The 17,734-nt window shown below is 62.7% G+C and carries 18 protein-coding genes; 10 read left to right on the forward strand and 8 right to left on the reverse strand.

Annotation, left to right across the window (positions count from 1 at the left end; genetic code table 11):
- Window positions 1–262: 262 nt before the first annotated feature.
- Window positions 263–745, reverse strand: coding sequence for a PaaI family thioesterase (locus tag E4633_RS14815; RefSeq protein ID WP_135871302.1), 483 nt, complete (start codon window positions 743–745; stop codon window positions 263–265).
- 264 nt (window positions 746–1,009) lie between these two features.
- Here E4633_RS14815 and E4633_RS14820 point away from each other — a divergent pair, with 264 nt between their 5' ends.
- The 10 genes from E4633_RS14820 (at window position 1,010) to rtcA (ending at window position 10,716) form a co-directional block, all read left to right on the forward strand.
- Window positions 1,010–2,614 carry a sensor histidine kinase gene (locus E4633_RS14820; protein ID WP_246038155.1) on the forward strand — a complete coding sequence of 535 codons (1,605 nt, stop codon included), beginning with the start codon at window positions 1,010–1,012 and terminating at the stop codon, window positions 2,612–2,614.
- Window positions 2,608–3,777, forward strand: coding sequence for a M24 family metallopeptidase (locus E4633_RS14825; RefSeq protein WP_135871306.1), 1,170 nt, complete (start codon window positions 2,608–2,610; stop codon window positions 3,775–3,777). Before E4633_RS14820 ends, E4633_RS14825 begins: the two co-directional genes overlap by 7 nt.
- 380 nt (window positions 3,778–4,157) lie before the next feature.
- Window positions 4,158–5,342, forward strand: a complete 1,185-nt coding sequence (locus E4633_RS14830; protein ID WP_135871308.1) for a thiolase family protein — start codon at window positions 4,158–4,160, stop codon at window positions 5,340–5,342.
- Between the two features lie 14 nt (window positions 5,343–5,356).
- On the forward strand, window positions 5,357–6,202 hold the full coding sequence (locus E4633_RS14835) for a 3-hydroxybutyryl-CoA dehydrogenase (protein WP_135871310.1): 846 nt from the start codon (window positions 5,357–5,359) through the stop codon (window positions 6,200–6,202).
- A gap of 26 nt (window positions 6,203–6,228) precedes the next feature.
- The gene (locus E4633_RS14840; protein WP_135871312.1) at window positions 6,229–7,386 is read left to right on the forward strand and encodes an acyl-CoA dehydrogenase family protein; all 1,158 of its coding nucleotides are present in this window, start codon (window positions 6,229–6,231) and stop codon (window positions 7,384–7,386) included.
- A gap of 125 nt (window positions 7,387–7,511) precedes the next feature.
- Window positions 7,512–7,979: a DUF2889 domain-containing protein gene (locus tag E4633_RS14845; RefSeq protein ID WP_135871314.1), complete on the forward strand. Its 468-nt coding sequence runs from the start codon at window positions 7,512–7,514 to the stop codon at window positions 7,977–7,979.
- Window positions 7,976–8,266: a hypothetical protein gene (locus E4633_RS14850; RefSeq protein WP_135871316.1), complete on the forward strand. Its 291-nt coding sequence runs from the start codon at window positions 7,976–7,978 to the stop codon at window positions 8,264–8,266. Before E4633_RS14845 ends, E4633_RS14850 begins: the two co-directional genes overlap by 4 nt.
- Before the next feature lie 95 nt (window positions 8,267–8,361).
- Window positions 8,362–8,724, forward strand: coding sequence for a 6-phosphofructokinase (locus E4633_RS21020; protein WP_281276786.1), 363 nt, complete (start codon window positions 8,362–8,364; stop codon window positions 8,722–8,724).
- Window positions 8,725–8,756: 32 nt separating this feature from the next.
- The gene (locus E4633_RS14855; RefSeq protein WP_281276789.1) at window positions 8,757–9,533 is read left to right on the forward strand and encodes a 6-phosphofructokinase; all 777 of its coding nucleotides are present in this window, start codon (window positions 8,757–8,759) and stop codon (window positions 9,531–9,533) included.
- Between the two features lie 133 nt (window positions 9,534–9,666).
- Window positions 9,667–10,716, forward strand: a complete 1,050-nt coding sequence (gene rtcA / locus E4633_RS14860; RefSeq protein WP_135871318.1) for an RNA 3'-terminal phosphate cyclase — start codon at window positions 9,667–9,669, stop codon at window positions 10,714–10,716.
- A 72-nt stretch (window positions 10,717–10,788) separates the two neighbouring features.
- On the opposite strand, the gene E4633_RS14865 is transcribed toward rtcA, so the two are convergent.
- The 7 genes from E4633_RS14865 to E4633_RS14895 all read right to left on the reverse strand — a co-directional run bounded on the left by E4633_RS14865 (window position 10,789) and on the right by E4633_RS14895 (window position 17,666).
- Window positions 10,789–12,969, reverse strand: a complete 2,181-nt coding sequence (locus tag E4633_RS14865) for a methyl-accepting chemotaxis protein (RefSeq protein WP_135871320.1) — start codon at window positions 12,967–12,969, stop codon at window positions 10,789–10,791.
- Window positions 12,970–13,215: 246 nt separating this feature from the next.
- Window positions 13,216–13,671, reverse strand: coding sequence for an NUDIX domain-containing protein (locus E4633_RS14870; RefSeq protein ID WP_135871322.1), 456 nt, complete (start codon window positions 13,669–13,671; stop codon window positions 13,216–13,218).
- Window positions 13,672–13,674: 3 nt separating this feature from the next.
- Window positions 13,675–14,292 (reverse strand): trimeric intracellular cation channel family protein, encoded by a 618-nt coding sequence (locus E4633_RS14875; RefSeq protein ID WP_135871324.1) that lies wholly within the window; start codon window positions 14,290–14,292, stop codon window positions 13,675–13,677.
- Window positions 14,293–14,337: 45 nt separating this feature from the next.
- Window positions 14,338–16,011: a GTPase HflX gene (gene hflX / locus E4633_RS14880; RefSeq protein ID WP_135871325.1), complete on the reverse strand. Its 1,674-nt coding sequence runs from the start codon at window positions 16,009–16,011 to the stop codon at window positions 14,338–14,340.
- Window positions 16,012–16,053: 42 nt separating this feature from the next.
- Complete coding sequence (locus tag E4633_RS14885; protein ID WP_135871327.1) at window positions 16,054–16,824, reverse strand: enoyl-ACP reductase FabI; 771 nt, start codon at window positions 16,822–16,824, stop codon at window positions 16,054–16,056.
- Window positions 16,825–17,166: 342 nt separating this feature from the next.
- On the reverse strand, window positions 17,167–17,397 hold the full coding sequence (locus E4633_RS14890; RefSeq protein ID WP_135871329.1) for a hypothetical protein: 231 nt from the start codon (window positions 17,395–17,397) through the stop codon (window positions 17,167–17,169).
- Between the two features lie 11 nt (window positions 17,398–17,408).
- Window positions 17,409–17,666, reverse strand: coding sequence for a TIGR03905 family TSCPD domain-containing protein (locus E4633_RS14895; protein ID WP_129126426.1), 258 nt, complete (start codon window positions 17,664–17,666; stop codon window positions 17,409–17,411).
- Between the last annotated feature and the right edge of the window lie 68 nt (window positions 17,667–17,734).

A 17,734-nucleotide genomic window follows, 5' to 3' on the forward strand; every position in this document is an offset into this window, starting at 1 on the left:
TATGGAACACGCATAGTCATAGATAGGACAACCATGGATGATTCATCGGTTATCTGTGGGGGAATTGAATAGGAGAAACAATATGGAGATCTGCGAAAAGGAAGGTAGAATGATCGTGCTGTGCGGTTGTGACGGAGGAGAGTAGAGGCTGTGAGCATCCGTTGCGCGGCAGGTATAGGAGTAGTGGCAGACAAAGAAACGCTAACAGTGATTTAGCGGTACAACGAGGGACGGCGGCGCGTTCGCGCCGCCGCTCAGAGATCTACTTCCCGGGGATGGTGATGCACAGGCACTGGGCCTCGGCGTAGGTGGTGTCGCCGCGAAAGATGCGGCCGTGCACCATGATCTTTCTCCCTTCCACGGATACGACGCGGCTCTCCACGGTCACCACCTTTTTCAGCGGGAGCATGTTGCGGAAACTCACGTTCAGGTTCCCAACGACGATCGGGTACCCGGCCGCCCATGCGGCAAGCCCCAGTGCCTCGTCCATGATGGCGGCGACCGCGCCGCCGTGGGCGTGTCCCGGCGGACCCTCGGCTTCAGGGCCGAGCCAGAAGTGGGCGTGCAGGTGCTTCTCCGCATCGCGGTAGTAGCGGGCCCGGAAACGGTCTCCCCGGGCGTCGCCGGAAACGAAACGAAGCGAATCCCCTACCAGTGCAGGTGCGTCGAAGGGGACCCAACCCTCGGCGCCGCTCAAATCTATCTCGGTCTGCTCACAGGCCTTCAGTACGGTTGAATTGGACACGGTGTTTTTCTCCTCCCGGTATTTTACGTATACGTAAAGGGCGTGGGTACCATAACAGACTTTGCCGCGGAAATAAAGTGGGCGTTGCGTCGCACGTCGGAAATATGATGACGTCGGCATAAGTTTAATGGTATCAAACGTTTGCCGCGTAGGCTGGTGTGGTTTCTCGTCAGTGGAATTCAGTTGACAATCTCACCGTATACATCGTAAACAACGTCTCACGGGGATGCAGCGCCCCATGGAGCGGACATGCAAGAAGACGTAATGACAGAAAACCTTCGCACCGAACTTGCCCGAATGCAGGCGGAGAACGCAAGATTGCGACGGCTTTGCGACGAGCAACAAAGCGAGCTGAAACGCCTGTCCAACAGCGAGCGGCGTTTTCGTCACCTGTACAACGAGACGCCGGTGATGCTGCATTCGATCGACCGAAACGGTCTCCTGCTCGACGTCAGCAACCACTGGTCCGAGGTGCTGGGGTATTCCCGTGACGAGGTTGTAGGGCGTCGCTCGAGCGACTTCCTCACCTCTGAGTCGCGGCGCTACGCGTTGGAAGAGGTGTTGCCGGAATTCTTCCGTACCGGGTCTTGCCGCAATGTGGAGTACCAGGTGATCAGTAAGAGTGGCGGCATCATCGAGGTGCTGCTCTCTGCTTCGGCGGAGCGCGACGCCGCCGGGGAGATCGTGAGGTCGCTGGCGGTGATGACGGATGTCACAGAGTGGAAGAAGGCGAAACAAGCGCTCAAGGATAATGAGGCGCGTTTCCGGATGATCGTCGAGACCTCGCAGGAGGCGATCGTCGCCGCCGATTGCCACGGCCGGCTTACTTACATCAACCGGCAGTTTGCCGACATGCTCGGGCGCGAGGTGCCCGAGGTGATCGGTCACCCCTTCCTCGAGTTTGTCGACGAGGCGCTGCACGACGAGACCGCGGCCCGCCAGAAGAGCCGGGAGCATGGGGTGGCGGAACATTACGAGACCATCTTCGTGCGCAAGGACGGCTCCAAGGTATGGGCCAGTGTCTCTGCGAAACCGATTCATGACGGCAAAGGTGTATTCGGCGGTTCCTTCGCCATGATCTCCGATGTCACCCGCAGAAAACAGACCGCGGAGGAGATCGAGGTGCTGCACACGCACCTGTCCGCGCGCGCCCTCGAAATGGAGACTGCCAACGAGGAGTTGGAGGCCTTCAACTACACCGTTTCACACGATCTCAGGCGCCCTTTGACCGCCATCAACGGCTACAGCCAGATCATCCTCGAACTCTTCGGTGGGAACCTCGACCCGCAGTGTCGCGACTACGTTCAGGAGATCCTGAACGGCAGCATCAAGATGAACCACCTGATCGACACACTGCTCAACTTCTCGCGCCGCTACTGCGGCACGCTGCAGCGGGAAACGGTCGACGTGACCGGCCTTGCCGAAGAGATCCTGGCCGAGTTGAGGCTGTCCGACCCGCAGCGGCGCATTAGCTGCCTGGTGGAGCCGGCGATGACGGCACAGGCCGATTCCCAACTCCTCCGCGTGGTGCTCGACAACCTTCTCGGCAACGCATGGAAGTATTCGGCGAAGAAGGAGCAAAGCTGCATCGAGATCGGTGTCGATCGCTCGCAGGGGAAGGACGTATTCTTCATACGCGACAACGGCGCGGGGTTCGACATGAGCAAGGCCGCGCAGCTTTTCAAGCCCTTCCAGCGCCTGCATGATGCCGACGACTTCAAGGGAACCGGCATCGGCCTGGCGAGCGTGCAGCGCGTCATCCAGCGTCACGGCGGCCAGATCTGGGCCGAGGCGCAGCCGGGAGAGGGGGCGACCTTCTTTTTCACGCTGGGGGACCAGCAAAACCACAACGGGGGACAGGCATGCTGACACGGCAGGAAGCGCTGACAAGGATAGGGCGGCTGCAGCTTAAGTTGCAGGGAAAAGGGATGGACGGGGCGCTCTTCATCTACCCGATCGACGTCTATTACTTTTCCGGCACCAGGCAGAACTCGACCCTCTGGGTTCCCGCTTCGGGTGAGCCGCGCCTTTTCGTGCGCAAGAGCTACACACGGGCCAAGGCCGAGAGCTGCATCGACGACACGAGGCCCTTTCCCTCCAGCAAGGAATTTCCAGGCGCGTTCGGCGAGGAGGTCAAAAAGATCGGCTTCACCTTCGACGTGGCACCGGTGCAGCAGTACCAGTACTACCAGAAGCTGCTTCCGGGATGCGAGTTCGTAGACATCTCCGCGGTGAACCGCGAGATACGCTCCGTGAAGTCGGCCTGGGAGCTGGAGCAGATCCGGCACTGCGGCGTCGAACTCGGGCAGGTCTTCCGCGCCGTGCCGCAGTTTTTGAAGGAAGGGATGCGCGAGGTGGATCTCGCCGCCGAGTTCGAGTACCGGCTGAGAAAGGCGGGCGGGGAGGGGTACGTAAGGATGCGCGCCTTCAACCAGGAACTCTTCCAGGGGCTTGCCGTCTCCTCCGCAACGGCGGGCGATACCGGCTTCTTCGACGGTGCCGTCACCGGCCAGGGGATGTCCGCGGCCTCGCCCCACGGCGCATCTGCCGCTCTCATCCCAGCCGACGCGCCCATCCTGATCGACTACACCGCGGTCTTCAACGGCTACATCATCGACATGACCCGCTTTTTCGTGATCGGAAAGCTCGACCCGGAGCTAGAGCATGCCTTCGGTGTCGCCGTTGCCATTCAGGATTACCTGGCGCAAAACCTGAAGCCCGGTGCCATCTGCGAGGAGCTCTTCCTGAAGGCCCTGGAGATGGCGACGGACGCGGGGCTCGCCGAGCATTTCATGGGGGCGCCGGGCGAGAACGCGCGCTTTGTCGGGCACGGCGTGGGCCTGGAGCTGGACGAATTCCCGGTGCTGGCCCAGGGTTTCAAGGTGCCGCTGCAGGTGGGACAGACCCTCGCCATAGAACCGAAGTTCGTCTTCCCCGGCAAGGGGGTGATCGGCATAGAGAATACCTTTGCTGTCACCGAAAACGGGGGGGAGAAGCTCAGCGAACTGCCGGACGACATCGTCTATCTCTGAGTTTGTCACGGGTAAAGAGACGGGAAAGGGCAACGGTCACAGCGTTGCCCTTTTTCTTTTGATCACTCGCGACATTCTCTTAGGCTCCTCTCCCCTCTGGAGAAGGTGCCCAAAGAGCGGGTGAGGGCGTTGCCACGAAGTGGGAAACTGCAGCTGACGACGCCCTGACCCTTACCCTCTCCCGGAGGGAGAGGGTATGTGGATGTTATGTGACGGAAGATAATGACTACTTGAGTTTTGCAGTTTTACCGCCTTTCGGTTCAGATATTCCCTTTCCTGTATGGCACGCTGGCGTTATAGTAAAAATATTGTAGATTTATCTCTCCTGTGACTGTCTGCAGCAGCCCGGACACAGAGTAACTGACGCGTGGGGAGGGGGCATGAGGGATGTGTTTGTCGTCGAGGCGTTGAGGACGCCGTTCGGCTCCTTCGGAGGAGTCCTCTCCGAGCTGGAGGCGTATGCCCTGGCGGGGACGGTAATGCAGGCGCTTCTCGAACGGAGCGCTCTGGAGCCCGCGGCCGTGGACGAGGTCATCGCGGGGCAGGTCCTCACAGGCGGGTGCGGACAGGCCCCGGCAAGGCAGGCGATGCGCCGGGCGGGGATTCCCGACAGCACCCACGCCATGACCATCAACAAGGTGTGCGGCAGCGGTCTGAAGGCGATCATGCTGGCGGCCGGCTCCATCATGCTCGGCGACGCAGAGGTGGCCATCGCCGGTGGCATGGAGAGCATGTCGCAGGCCCCCTTCGCCCTCAAGAAGGCCCGTTACGGCTACCGGATGGGGCACGGGCAACTGCTCGATTTGATGCTGTACGATGGCCTCCAGGACCCCTACTCGGGGCGTCACATGGGGGAGATCGCCGAAGAGGCGGTGAAGCGGCACGCCCTCGGGCGCGAGGCGCAGGACGAGTTCGCGCTCCGCTCCTACCAGCTTGCCCAGGAAGCGGTGTCAGAAGGGATCTTTGCCGACGAGATCGTCCCGGTGGTGAAGAAGGGAAAGCACGGCCACGGCAGGGAAACGGTGAGCGAGGATGAGGAGCCGTTCCGGGTGGACATAGCGACGATCGCCGACCTCAAACCCGCCTTCGGCCGTGACGGCGCCACCATCACCGCCGGGAACGCCTCGACCATCAACGATGGTGCGGCCTTCGCGCTGCTGGCCGGTACCGAGGCGGTCGAGCGTTACCGGTTGAGACCGAAGGCGCGCCTCGTTGCGTATGCCACCTGCAGCATGCATCCCGACCAGTACACCGACGCGCCGGTCGGCGCCATCAAGGCAGTTTGCACGCGGGCCGGGATCGACCCCGACGAGATAGATCTTTTCGAGATCAACGAGGCCTTTGCCGCCGTGCCGCTGATCGCGATCCGTGAGCTTGGGCTCGACATGAAAAAGGTGAACGTGAACGGCGGGGCCTGTGCCCTCGGGCACCCGATCGGTGCAAGCGGCGGGAGGCTCGCCGCGACCCTGGTGCGCGAGCTGCAAGCTAGCGGCAAGCGTTACGGCCTCGCCTCGCTCTGCATCGGCGGCGGCGAGGCGGTGGCCGCAATTTTCGAGCGGGTGTAGGGGCGGAGGGGAGCATGTTCAAGACAGTGGGGGTGGTAGGCATCGGCCAGATGGGAAGCGGCATAGCGCACGTCTTCGCCCAAAACGGCTGCCGGGTCGTCGCCTACGATCCCTCCCCGGCGCAGGCGGCCAAGGGGCTTGCCGGCATCGCGCAGAACCTCGAGCGCCAGGCGAAGAAAGGTGTCGTCTTCGACGCCGGCATCGACGAAATCCTTGCACGCATCACGGTCGCTTCCTCGCTTGATGAGTTCGGTACCTGCGAACTGATCGTGGAAGCGGCCACCGAAAACGAGCCGCTCAAGCTGGAGCTCTTCCGCACCCTGGATGGCATCGCCCCCGAGCACGCCATTCTAGCCTCCAACACTTCTTCCATCTCCATCACGAGAATCGCCGCGGCGACCGCGCGTCCGGACCGCGTCATCGGCATGCACTTCATGAACCCCGTGCCGGTCATGACCCTGGTCGAGGTGATCCGTGGCATCGCCACCAGCGAGGAGACCTTCCAGGCCGTCGCGGAGGCGGTCGCCTTCCTCGGGAAGGAGATGGCGACCTCAAAAGACTACCCCGGCTTCATCGTGAACCGCATCCTCATTCCGATGATCAACGAGGCGGCGTTCGCGCTTTACGAGGGGATCGCCTCGGCGGAGGACATCGACCGCGGCATGAAGCTTGGAACCAACCAGCCGATGGGGCCACTGCAACTTGCCGACTTTATCGGGCTCGATACCGTGCTCGCCATCGGCAACGTCCTCTACGACGGCTTCAAGGACCCGAAATACCGCCCTTGTCCCCTGCTGGTGCAGATGGTCGACGCGGGTTACCTCGGACGGAAATCGGGCCAGGGCTTCTACCGCTACTAGTCCCTCCCGTCAACGGAGTCTCCACCATGTTTCTTGAGCTCACCGAAGAACAGCGGCTCATCCGCGACACGGCGCGTGCCTTCGCCGCCGCCGAACTGGCGCCGCTGGCGGCCAGGCTCGACCGGGATGGGGACCGTCCCGCCTTCGTCGCGAACCTGAAAAAACTGGCCCAACTGGGTTTCATGGGGCTGGACGTTTCTGCGGCCTACGGCGGTTCCGAGGCGGGCGCCGTCGCATTTTCCGTCGCCATGACCGAGATCGCCCGCGCCTGCGCCTCGACCGCGGTCACCGTCTCGGTCAACAACATGGTCTGCGAGGTGATCGAGGCGATCGGCTCGCAGGAGCAGAAGGAACGCTACATCCCCTGCATCTGCTCAGGCGACTGCATCGCCGCAAGCTTCGCCCTCACCGAACCCGGCGCCGGGTCCGACCCTGCCGCCATGGTGACCACCGCGCGCCGCGACGGCGACCACTTCATCCTCGACGGCACCAAGGCCTTCATCACCAGCGCCCCCTACGCCGGCGTCTTCGTGGCCTGGGCGGTCACCGACCGGGACGCCCCCAGGGGGGAGGGGATCAGCTGCTTCCTCGTGGAGTCCGGGACTCCGGGCCTCATCATCGGGAAGGAGGAGGATAAAAGCGGCCAGCGCGCCTCGGCGACCTGCAGCGTTACCTTCGAGGCGTGCAGGATACCGGCGTCCGCCCTGATGGGCGAGCTGAACCGGGGCTTCAGGGTGGCGGTAGGGGAACTAGCCGGCGGCCGCATCGGCATCGGGTCGCTCGCCCTCGGCATCGGCCTCGCCGCGATGGATTTTGCCACCTCGTATGCCGCGCAAAGGTCCCAGTTCGGCCAGAAGATCTCCAAATTCGAGGCGATCCGCTTCATGATCGCCGACGCCTATACAGAACTTGAGGCCGCGCGCCTTCTGCTCATGCAGGCCGCCTACCGTAAGGAGGCGGGAAAGAGTTTCGCAAAAGAGGCATCCATGGCGAAGCTCTACGCCACCGAAGCCGCCAACCGGGCGTGCTATAAGGCGGTACAGATGCTCGGCGGCTACGGCTACCTGGGCGACTTCCCCGTCGAGCGCTACGCCCGTGACGTCCGGGTCACCTCGATCTACGAGGGGACGAGCGAGATCCAGCGCCTCATCATCGCCCGCGCCATCCTGGACGGCCTCTCCTGACGCCTTACTCCTCGCGTTATAAAGCACCACGTTTCCCTTGACTTCTACCGCCCAAGCAGCGACACTCCCGGACGGCGCCGGAGTGCTTCCGGCCGCCAAATTACTCACGTGTAAAGGGCAAAAACATGCAGCTTAACCCCATGGAGGATTTCCAGCGGGACATCTCCTACCGCTTGCTCAAACAAAACGACGGCACGGCGCTGCTCGCCGCGACCATGAAAGACCGCTTCCACGACCTGGTCATCGAGGTGAAGGTCGAGGTGGCGACCCTGAAGATCCTCTCGGCGTGGGCCGAGTTCCGCAAGTCCCCGACGTGCGACTGCTGCAACGCCACGGCTAAAATGGCCGGTTTGAACGGATTCGTCATCGGCCGCGGCCTCCAGCGCAAGCTCTCCGACGTCCTTGGGGGCTCGCACGGGTGCGGCAACCTGCGCACCGTCCTCATGGGACTGCTCCCGCTCGCCCTCAACCTGGGTGCTGCCGCCGGGGTGACCGACGAGAGTGAGATGATGGACGCCATACACGAGAAACTGGTCGGCACCTGCGCCGGCTACGTGACCCCTCCTGCCGGGCGCAAAGGGGACGCCGCATGAACTGGTACCTGCTGACGCTTTTACCTGATGCGGTTGCCGCCGGAGTGCCCGCTCGAGTGAAGGACGATTTCACGGCGGCCTTCCGCGCCGCGGGCGGCCCGCGCACCATGGCCCTTTTCCGCCGTGAGTCGGAAGGGGCTTTGGAGCTCTTTTTCACCCCGGAGTGCCCCCGTCACGCCATGGACCTCCTCGAGCGCTACGGCGCCACCCCCTGCGACGCACCATCCCTGCTCGGACTCGAACTCCTGGTCGGCCATAACGAGATCACCTACTACCTCACCACCTGACAAGCCCCGCCGCCACCCCGGCACTTTCTTGAAAAGGAAGGCCGCTCCGGTACAATGTGAAGGTTTTTTAACCGATATCATTAAAGGAGCGTGCCATGGGAGAAAGGCTGAAGACGTTAGGCGTACTGACCGGCGGCGGCGACGTGCCGGGACTCAACCCGGCGCTGAAGACCCTGGTGACCCGGGCCTCGGAAAAGGGGTACCGCGTCATCGGCATCCGGCGCGGCTGGGGCGGCCTTTTGGCCTACGATCGCGACGACCCGGAGTCTTGGGAAAAGACGATCATCCCGCTTGACCGCCAAGAGGTGCGCACCGTCGACCGCACCGGCGGCACCTTCCTGCATACGAGCCGCACCAACCCGGGCAAGGTGGCGACGGCCGACGTACCCGCTTTTCTACGCGGTGCCGATTTCGACCCCGCCGCACCCGTCCACCACGATTTCACCCCCACATCCTGAAAAACCTGGAGCACCTGGGGATCGATGCGCTGATCCCGATCGGGGGCGACGACACCCTGAGCTACGCCGAACGGCTTAACCGCGAGGGGGTTCCCATCGTGGCGATACCGAAGACCATGGACAACGACGTCTTCGGCACCGATTACTGCATCGGCTTTTCCACCGCGGTGACGAGGAGCGTCAACTTCATCCACAACCTGCGCACGAGCGCCGGTTCCCACGAACGCATCGCGGTGGTCGAGCTCTTCGGGCGCAATTCCGGGGAAACCTCGCTCATCTCGGCTTACCTGGCCGGCGTGGACCGCGCGCTCATCTCCGAGGTCCCCTTCGATATCGAGCGGCTCTCCGCGCTTTTGCAGGAAGACAAGCAGGGGAACCGGAGCAACTACGCCATGGTGACCATCTCGGAAGGGGCCTCCATGGTGGGGGGGCAGATCGTCGAGTATGGCCAGGAGGACGCCTACGGCCACAAGAAACTCGGCGGGATCGGCGTCGTGGTGAGCGAGGCGGTGAAAAAACTCACCGGCTCCCACATCATCTACCAGCAGCTCTCCTATCTCATGCGCAGCGGGGCGCCGGACTCGCTCGATCTCATGGTCGCGTACAACTACGCCAATATGACCATGGACCTCATCGGCGATGGGATGTCCGGGCGGATGGTCGCCATGCAGGGGGGGACCTACCGGCACATCCCGATCAGCACCATCATGCAGGGGGAGAAACGGGTGGACGTAGCGGAGCTGTACGACACGGCGGAGTACCGCCCCAAGGTGCGGCACGTGCTCGGCAAGCCGATGTTCCTTTACTGAGGGGCTTTAGGAAATGCCGGTGAAGCATGCGTGCCTTGGTCTCGAAGCAGTGAGCATGACATCACGTCCCCCCCTTTGCGAAGGGGGGGCAGGGGGGATTTGCTTTTTGAACCTTTACTGAGAAGGATGCGCGATGATCGAGATCGACGGGAGTATGGGCGAAGGGGGAGGGCAGGTGCTAAGGAGCGCGCTGAGCCTTGCCTGCCTGACCGGCCAGGGCTTTCGCATCTTCAACATCAGGAAGAACCGCGAGAAGTCCGGCCTCATGCGCCAGCACCTGATGGCGGTACAGGCGGCGGCACGCATCGCCTCGGCCAACGTCGCCGGTGACCGCCTAGGCTCTCCCGAACTGAGCTTCCTTCCCGACGGCATCGCGCCGGGAGAATACAGCTTCGACATCGGGACGGCAGGGGCGGCGACCCTGGTGCTGCAGACCTTGATCCCGCCGCTTGCCTCGGCACGAAAGACAAGCCGCGTCATGGTGACCGGCGGCACCCACGTCCCCTTCAGCCCTTCCTGGCACTATTTCTCCGAGATATTCTGGCCCTCCATCACGGTGCTCGGCGTGAGGGGCGAGCCGCTTTCACGCTCCTTCGGTTTCTATCCCAAAGGGGGAGGGCGGATCGGCTGCACCGTGGAACCGGAGGTTGAGCACGCTCCCATGACCTCCACGGAAAGAGGAAAGTTGACCGGCATCCGCATCGTCTCGGCGGTGGGAAACCTTGCGAGGAGCATCGCGGAGCGGCAGCTTAAGTCCGCGCTTTTGGTCCTGCGCGGGAAGGTGGAGCGTGGCATTCCCATGGACATCGAGGTGATCGAGCCGCAGGTGTTCGGGCAGGGGACCTTCCTCTTCATCAAGGGGGAATACGAGCATGGCACCGCAGGCTTCACCGCGCTCGGCGAGCGTGGCAAACCGGCGGAACAGGTGGGGAGCGAGGCCGCGCTGGAGTTTCTGGCACACCACGAAAACGGGACGCCCGTCGACCCGCACCTGGCCGACCAACTCATCATCTACCTCGCCCGTGCCCACGGGAGGTCGGTGTTCCGCACCTCGCGCATCACCAGGCACCTCACCACCAACCTGAGCGTCGCCGGCCTCTTCCTGGAGCTTGCAAGCAGCATCGACGGCCGCGAGGGGGAGCCCGGGACGGTGACCATCACCCCGACAGTCCCGAGGGATTGAACGAGAAAAGGCGGCCTCCCGGCCGCCTTAACTTTTGTTCTCACGCGGTGATGATCTCTCGCAGACTCTCCTCTAGTACCTCTCGAACCCCGCCTGCAGCAGACTCTCGTTGGCCGCCATGTCGAGGCTTACCCCCGGGTACTCCCGCACCTGGATACCTGCGCGCGTGAGCTTCTGCGTGTTCTCCTTCCGAGGCGCCTGCTGCTTCGCGGTCCCCGGTCTCCTGATCTGCTGTTCTCCCCCCGCGCCCACCTTGAAGAAGGCGATGGTGGTCTGCAGCTGTTCCGCCTGGGAGGCGAGTTCTTCCGCGGTTGACGCCATCTCCTCGGAGGCACCGGCGTTTTGCTGGATTACCTGGTCCAGTTGCTGGATGGCGCGGTTGATCTGCTCCGCTCCGGAGTCCTGTTCCTTGCACGCAGCCGAGATCTCCTGCACCAGTTCCGCGGTCCGGTGGATGTCCGGTACGAGCGCCTGCAACAGGTTCCCGGCATGCTCGGCCACCTCCACCGAGGTGAGCGACAGATCGCCGATCTCCCCCGCCGCTTTCTGGCTACGCTCGGCGAGCTTTCTCACCTCGCTCGCCACCACCGCGAAACCCTTGCCGTGTTCCCCGGCGCGCGCCGCCTCGATAGCCGCGTTCAAGGCGAGCAGGTTCGTCTGACGCGCGATCTCCTCTATGATCGAGGTCTTGGACGCGATCTCCTTCATGGCCGCCACCGTTCTCGCCACCGCCTTGCCGCTTTCGCTCGCATCGCCGGCAGATTTCACCGCGATCTTCTCGGTCTGCATCGAGTTGTCCGCGTTCTGGCGGATGTTCGAGGTCATCTGCTCCATCGAGGCGCTCGCCTCCTCGGCGCTCGCTGCCTGCTCGCTTGCCCCCTGCGACATCTGCTCCGAGGTGGCGCTCAACTCCTGGCTGCCGGTGGTCACGTTGTCGGCGGCATGCTTTACGTCGCGCACCACCCGGGTCAGGTTCTGCACCATGTTGGAGAGTGCCTGCATCAGCCCGTCGTTCTCCGAGCGCTGCTTCACCTCGAGGAGAAGGTTGCCGTCGGCGATCTCGCCGGCGAGCCTCGTTGCGTCGTTGTTCGCGTCGATCAGCAGGTTCAGGCTGTGCTTGATGTCGTTGAAGTCGCCGTAGTAGGTCTCGGTGATCTTCTCGGGGATGTCACCCTTGGAGATGCGCTCGAGGTTACGGGAGGTGACGTCGATCGGCTGGACGAACGCCTCGATGAGTCGGTTCTGCCCGGCGATGAGCTCGCCCCACGCCCCCTGGAACTGGGCCGCGTCGCCGCGCGCCGCCAGTTTCCCTTCGCGTACCGCCTGGATCAAATCGTTCATCGCCACGCTCATCCTGCCGATGGTGGCGATCATGACGGAGAGGTTCTTGCCCATCAGGTCGTGCTCCGACTTTTGGCTGACCTGTACGGTGAGGTCGCCGTGCGCCACCCGTTCGGCAGCGAGGGACGCCTCCTTTATGTTGTCCGCCATGTTCCTGAAGGAGCGCGCCAGCGTGGCGATCTCGTCTTTGCCCTCGGTGTCGATTACCACCTCGACATCACCGAGCGCCAGGCGGTCGGCGCAGGCCGACAGGGCGCCCACCGGACGGCTTATGCTGCGGGTGATGCAAAAGGCGATCAGGCTACCGATGGCGATGGCGAGAAAGGCGAGCGAAACGGCAAAGGTGCGGGCGCTGGAGGAAACCTTGACCGCAGCCAGGTAGCGATCGTCGATCCCCTGTTCCTGGTATTTGACCAGTTCGTTGAAGGCGCCCTGTATGGCCGCACAAAGGGGCGCCCCCTCCTTGTCGAAGGTAGTCGCCGCGCGGGTGCTGTCCCCCGCCATGGCGAGATCGATGGCCTGGTTATTCGCCTTGCGGGCGTTGTCAAGCGACTGCTTAGCCTTCGCGATCAGCGCCTTCCCCTGCTCGGTCTGTTCCAACTTTTCCAGCTGGTCCATCGCAGTTTTGTACTGTTGCCGCGTGAGCTCGATCTTCTTGTTCTCCTCCCGTCGCGCGGCCGGGTCGGAAGCGAGGACCATGCTCTGGATGCTGGAGACGATCGCGGTTACGTTCTTCGTGGCCTCATTGGCCAGCTTGATCTTGGCATAGTCCTTCTTGACGATGGTTTCCATGCCACGGTCCATTCTGAGCATGCCGAAGACGCTGATGGCACCGATGGCAAGGAGCAGCAGAAGGATGATGCCGAAACCGACGCTCAGTCGTACCCCGATCTTCATGTCCTGGATCTTCATACCTTTCTCCTGTTCTACTTTTTCGTGTATTTGCGCTGTCTTGTACAAACCTCGACCGGGTGGCTATGGCAAGTAAAACTCTTCAAGTGGCGAACTGTCTATACCTATCGTCAGTGTTGTCGGCGACTTGAGTGTATACGACAAAATAAGTAAGGAAAAAATGTGAAAGCGACGAAGAGGATCGGTTTTATTTCAGGAGGTTCTTGTTTTATAAGATTGGCTGCAGCGACTTGAAAGGAAATGGGGTCAGATGAGGGTGGCGAGCTGGTCGATCAGGGGAAGCTGGCTGGGGAGTATCTTCTCTCTTGCGGCGACGAAGTCGAACCACCCGGCGCGGTCGACTTCCGGGAAGGTGGCTTCTTTTCCGGAGCGAGGCGGCCACTCCATGGTGAAGGTGTTGCTGACGATGAGTTCCGGATTGCAGTCGCCGGTGAAAGCCCATGCCCGCACCAGTTTCCCCCCGGCCTGTGTGATCCCGGCCAGTTCCAGAAAGGGGCCGGTTGCCTCGAGTCCGGTTTCCTCGAGGAATTCTCGTTGTGCCGCAGCGAGAGGATCTTCTCCTTCCGGGTACTCACCCTTGGGGATGCTCCAGGCGCCCGCGTCCTTTTTGGCCCAGAACGGGCCGCCGGGGTGCACGAGGAGCAGTTCCGCTTTTCCTTCGCGGAAGCGGTACATGATCAGTCCGGCGCTTCGCTTCGCCACCGGCTAGAACGCCTGCCCGCGCGGCAACTGCCACCCCTTGACGATGGCGGTGACCCTGATGGCGATCACGGTGACGGCCGAGACAGTCAAGTTGACAGGAGTGGGGACGGCGGTGTGGTGCAGGAAATAGAAGAGGGCCCCGCCGACCACGCAGGCCGAGGCGTAGATCTCGCGCTGCAGGATGAGCGGGATCTCGTTACTGAGCGTGTCGCGCACGAGCCCCCCGCAGGTAGCTGTCATCACCCCCATGATGATCGCCCCCATGAGCCCCAGATTGAAATGGAGCGCCTTGGAGGTGCCGATGACGAGGAAGGTGCCGAGGCCAAGTGCGTCCAGAAGGAGCATGGCCCGGTTCATCCTTTCGAAGCTCGTGGGGGTCATGAAGACGATCACCGAGGCGGCGACGGCGAGGTAGAGGTAGAGCTCGTTTTTGAAGCAGAAGGGGGGAGTGTCGTTCAATAGCACGTCGCGGATGACGCCGCCACCGGTGGCGGTGACGATGCCTAGGACGATGACGCCCAGGAGGTCCATGCCGCGGCGCACGCCGGCAAGTGCGCCGGAGGCGGCGAAGGCGACGGTCCCCAGGAGGTCGAGGGCGTAGATGATCGCTTGCTGGTCCATGTAAAGAGCGGTTCTCCTTCGGAATTTACGGCGCTGCGCTTGGGGCTACTCCTCGGGCTCCTCGTAGTGCTGCCCGGGCGCCTGGTAGTCCTCGACGTCATGCCAGAAACGATGCTGCAACTCCTTCATGAGCGGCTCGAGGCTCTTGCGGTCCGCGGCGCTTATGGTGATCGCGCCGTACTTGCGCGTTAGCTGCCGCACCTTCATGAAGGCGAGGGGATCTCCCTTTTTCAGCTCGGGGAGGAGGTCCATCTTGTTGAAGACGAGCAGCATCGGCTTCTGGCTCAACTCCAGCTCGCCCAGGATGGTGTTCACCTGGTTTATCTGCTCCTCCATGCGCGGGTTTGAGCAGTCGACGAGATGGATGAGAAGATCCGCGTCCTTCAACTCCTCCAGGGTCGCCTTGAAGGCCCCCATGAGCGACTTCGGGAGGCTCCTTATGAAACCGACCGTGTCGGTGATGATCACCTCGCGGTCCATCGGGAAGCGCAGGCGGCGCGAGGAGGTGTCCAGGGTGGCGAAGAGGAGGTCCTCGGTGAAGACCTCGCTTTTTGTCATCGTGTTCAGCAGGGTCGACTTGCCCGCGTTCGTGTACCCCACGATGGAGATGATGGGGATCCCAGCCTTCACCCTTTTCTGGCGCCGCTGGTAGCGACCGTTGGAGAGCTCCTTCAGCTCGCGCTCGAGGTGCGCGATCCGGTCGCGGATGCGGCGGCGGTCGATCTCCAGCTTGGTCTCACCGGGGCCGCGCCCGCCTATCCCCCCCATGAGCCGCGACATCTGCACGCCGCGTCCGGAGAGTCGCGGCATCAGGTACTTTAACTGGGCGAGTTCCACCTGGACCTTGCCGTCCTGCGTTGTGGCGCGCCGGGCGAAGATGTCTAAGATGAGCTGGCTGCGGTCGATGACTTTCAGTTCGGTAAGCTCCGAGATGGAGCGGACCTGGGTCGGGGAGAGTTCCTGGTCGAAGACGAGCATGGTCGCGCCGAACTGCAGCGCCTTGATCACCACCTCGCGGATTTTCCCTTCGCCCAGGAGGTAGCGCGGGTTGAACTCCTTGGGACGCTGGATGACGGTATCGAGGACGCCCACCCCGGCGGTACGAGCGAGTTCCTTCAGCTCCTCTACGGAGTCGACCGCCTCCTCGAGCGGGCGCTGGGTGACCGAGATGAGGATGCCGCGCTCCTCGCCGGTCCCCACCATCTTACCTTCCTTGAGGCCGCGCTCCATGGTCTGTTCGAGGGTCTCCACGAAGCTGCGGAAATCGAGGTCGAACTTCTGGAACGGTACCGAGGCCTCCACGTGGTAGGGGAGGGTGCCGCCGTTGGCCGGGGTGAGCGCCGCGGTCTGGATGGAGAAGCGGTCCGGGTTCTGGGTGAGCTGCAGCGCGGCGATCAGGTCCAGACGTAAAAGCGAGAGGTCGGTCAGGTCGTCGTCGGTGAGCGTTTCCCCCTTAAGGTGCGTGTGCACGAGGCGCACCCCGCGCAGAAGCCTTCTGCCGAGCGGGTATTCGTCGAGGGCGGGGATCATGATGCCCCGCTCGTCCCCGACCACTACATAGGCGACCTCGCCGATGCGGCTTATGAGGATGCCCAGTTGGCGCCTGATCTCCAGCGAGATGTCGGAAAGCTCGCGGGCGAGCTCCAGCGAGATCACCTCGCCCGGCTTGACCCTGCGGCGGTACAGCCTCTCGAGCCTCTTCACCTGGCTTGCTTTCAGTCCTGTCAGATTACCGTGCAGTCCTTTGATGGTGCGCCTCCGCTACATTCCGATGATGTTGTAGCCGCAGTCGACGAAATGGATCTCGCCGGTGACCCCGCTTGCGAGCGGGCTGGCAAGGTAGAGGACGGCGTTGCCGACCTCCTCCTGGGAGATGTTGCGCCTAAGCGGCGCCTTATCCGCCACGTGACCGGCGATCTGGCCGAAGCCGCCGATGCCGGCGGAGGCGAGTGTCCTCAGGGGACCGGCGGAGACGCCGTTGACTCTGGTGCCTTCCGGCCCCATCGCCTCGGCGAGGTAGCGCACCGTCGCCTCGAGGGCCGCCTTGGCAACCCCCATGACGTTGTAGCTCGGAAATACCTTCTGCGCGCCGTAGTAGGTCATGGCGACGATGCTGCCGTCGCGCCCCTGCATGAGCGGCGCCGCTTCGCGCGCCATGGCGATCAGCGAGTAGGTGCTGATGTCGAGTGCGGTTTGAAACCCCTCGCGGGTGGTGTTCAGGAAGGAGCCTTTCAGTTCCTCCTTGTTTGCGAAGGCGACGGAATGGACCAGGATGTCGAGCCCCCCCCATGCCTCGCGGATCTCGCCGAACAGGCGGGAAAGTTCCTCGTCGCTGCGCACGTCGCAGGGAAGAACCAGTTTGCAGTCCAATTTTTCCGCGAGCGGCGCCACCCTCTTGGCGACCGCCTCGCCCGCGTAGGCAAGGGCTATCTCGGCTCCCTCGCGGTGCATCGCCTCCGCCGTGGCCCAGGCGATACTCTTGTCGTTGGCGACTCCGAAGATGAGCGCCTTTTTCCCTTCCAGTAAACCCATGAACTCTCCTTGCAATATCGCGCGGCAGATTAGACTTCTCTATTCTACCGGCGAACGTATAGCGGCCCATAATAATGAAAAAAGCGGGGGTTGGCAAGCGATATGACTGTTTCTTAAGGAAGCCGCGGCGGAGTGCTGCCGCTGTGGAGGCGTGCCTGACGCAGGTGTCGTAGCGATTCAGGAGATATACAAGCGCCCGCCCCCGCCTTCGGGCGAAGCCGAGCTGGCGGACCGAAGCCCTGCGGTGGGCGTAGGCCCGCCGGCGGACCGCAGCCCATGTGGGCGAAGGCCGGGACGGGGAGGGGGAAGGGGGATAAATGGGAGGCGCCGGTCCCGTAGCTGCTACAGTTGCCGGTTGATCGAATCTTCTTCTTTCTCGATGGTCGCCTCGCGGGTCTCCCGCACGGACTGCTCGATCGATTTCAGGCGCCGGTCCATATCTTCCAGCATGGCGACGGCGCGGTCCACCCGCCCCTTGATGTTGAAGATCACGAAGGGGAGGATGAACCAGATCACGACCAGGAAGAAGCCGATGATGCTCATCATCATCATGAATCCGCCGAAGATTTCCATAGGGCCCCCGTTTAGGAAGGGATGGTGCTGCATTGTGCCTGCTCCAGTGCCCGGGCGAGCTGGTCCGGGCAGGATGTGTCGCCCTGGCAGGCGATCCCCTTGAGGCGCTCGATGGCCTCGGTTACCGCCATGCCGCGAACGAGTGCTGCCACCGCCTGGGTGTTGCCGGCGCAGCCGTCCACGAAATGGGTCGAGACGATGACGCCGTCTTCGATCTCTATGTCTATGCGGGAAGCGCAGCTCCCGGAAGTCTTGTAGCTTACCTTCATCTCTGTTGCCTCTCCTTTTACAGCACAAAATTTATATGCACGGCGACGCGCGCGGCGCATCTTAGCCC

This window comes from Geomonas terrae, assembly GCF_004791675.1.
GTDB classification, from domain to species: domain Bacteria; phylum Desulfobacterota; class Desulfuromonadia; order Geobacterales; family Geobacteraceae; genus Geomonas; species Geomonas edaphica.

Bases quoted from the DNA above. Each gene is read 5' to 3' on its own strand.
- E4633_RS14885 (WP_135871327.1), bottom strand. From the start codon at position 16,824: ATGGGTTTACTGGAAGGGAAAAAGGCGCTCATCTTCGGAGTCGCCAAC.
- rtcA (WP_135871318.1), top strand. From the start codon at position 9,667: ATGATCGAGATCGACGGGAGTATGGGCGAAGGGGGAGGGCAGGTGCTA.
- E4633_RS14850 (WP_135871316.1), top strand. From the start codon at position 7,976: ATGAACTGGTACCTGCTGACGCTTTTACCTGATGCGGTTGCCGCCGGA.
- E4633_RS14840 (WP_135871312.1), top strand. From the start codon at position 6,229: ATGTTTCTTGAGCTCACCGAAGAACAGCGGCTCATCCGCGACACGGCG.
- E4633_RS14825 (WP_135871306.1), top strand. From the start codon at position 2,608: ATGCTGACACGGCAGGAAGCGCTGACAAGGATAGGGCGGCTGCAGCTT.
- E4633_RS14835 (WP_135871310.1), top strand. From the start codon at position 5,357: ATGTTCAAGACAGTGGGGGTGGTAGGCATCGGCCAGATGGGAAGCGGC.
- E4633_RS14820 (WP_246038155.1), top strand. From the start codon at position 1,010: ATGACAGAAAACCTTCGCACCGAACTTGCCCGAATGCAGGCGGAGAAC.
- E4633_RS14890 (WP_135871329.1), bottom strand. From the start codon at position 17,397: ATGGAAATCTTCGGCGGATTCATGATGATGATGAGCATCATCGGCTTC.
- E4633_RS14875 (WP_135871324.1), bottom strand. From the start codon at position 14,292: ATGGACCAGCAAGCGATCATCTACGCCCTCGACCTCCTGGGGACCGTC.
- E4633_RS14865 (WP_135871320.1), bottom strand. From the start codon at position 12,969: ATGAAGATCCAGGACATGAAGATCGGGGTACGACTGAGCGTCGGTTTC.
- E4633_RS14895 (WP_129126426.1), bottom strand. From the start codon at position 17,666: ATGAAGGTAAGCTACAAGACTTCCGGGAGCTGCGCTTCCCGCATAGAC.
- E4633_RS14830 (WP_135871308.1), top strand. From the start codon at position 4,158: ATGAGGGATGTGTTTGTCGTCGAGGCGTTGAGGACGCCGTTCGGCTCC.
- E4633_RS21020 (WP_281276786.1), top strand. From the start codon at position 8,362: ATGGGAGAAAGGCTGAAGACGTTAGGCGTACTGACCGGCGGCGGCGAC.
- E4633_RS14845 (WP_135871314.1), top strand. From the start codon at position 7,512: ATGCAGCTTAACCCCATGGAGGATTTCCAGCGGGACATCTCCTACCGC.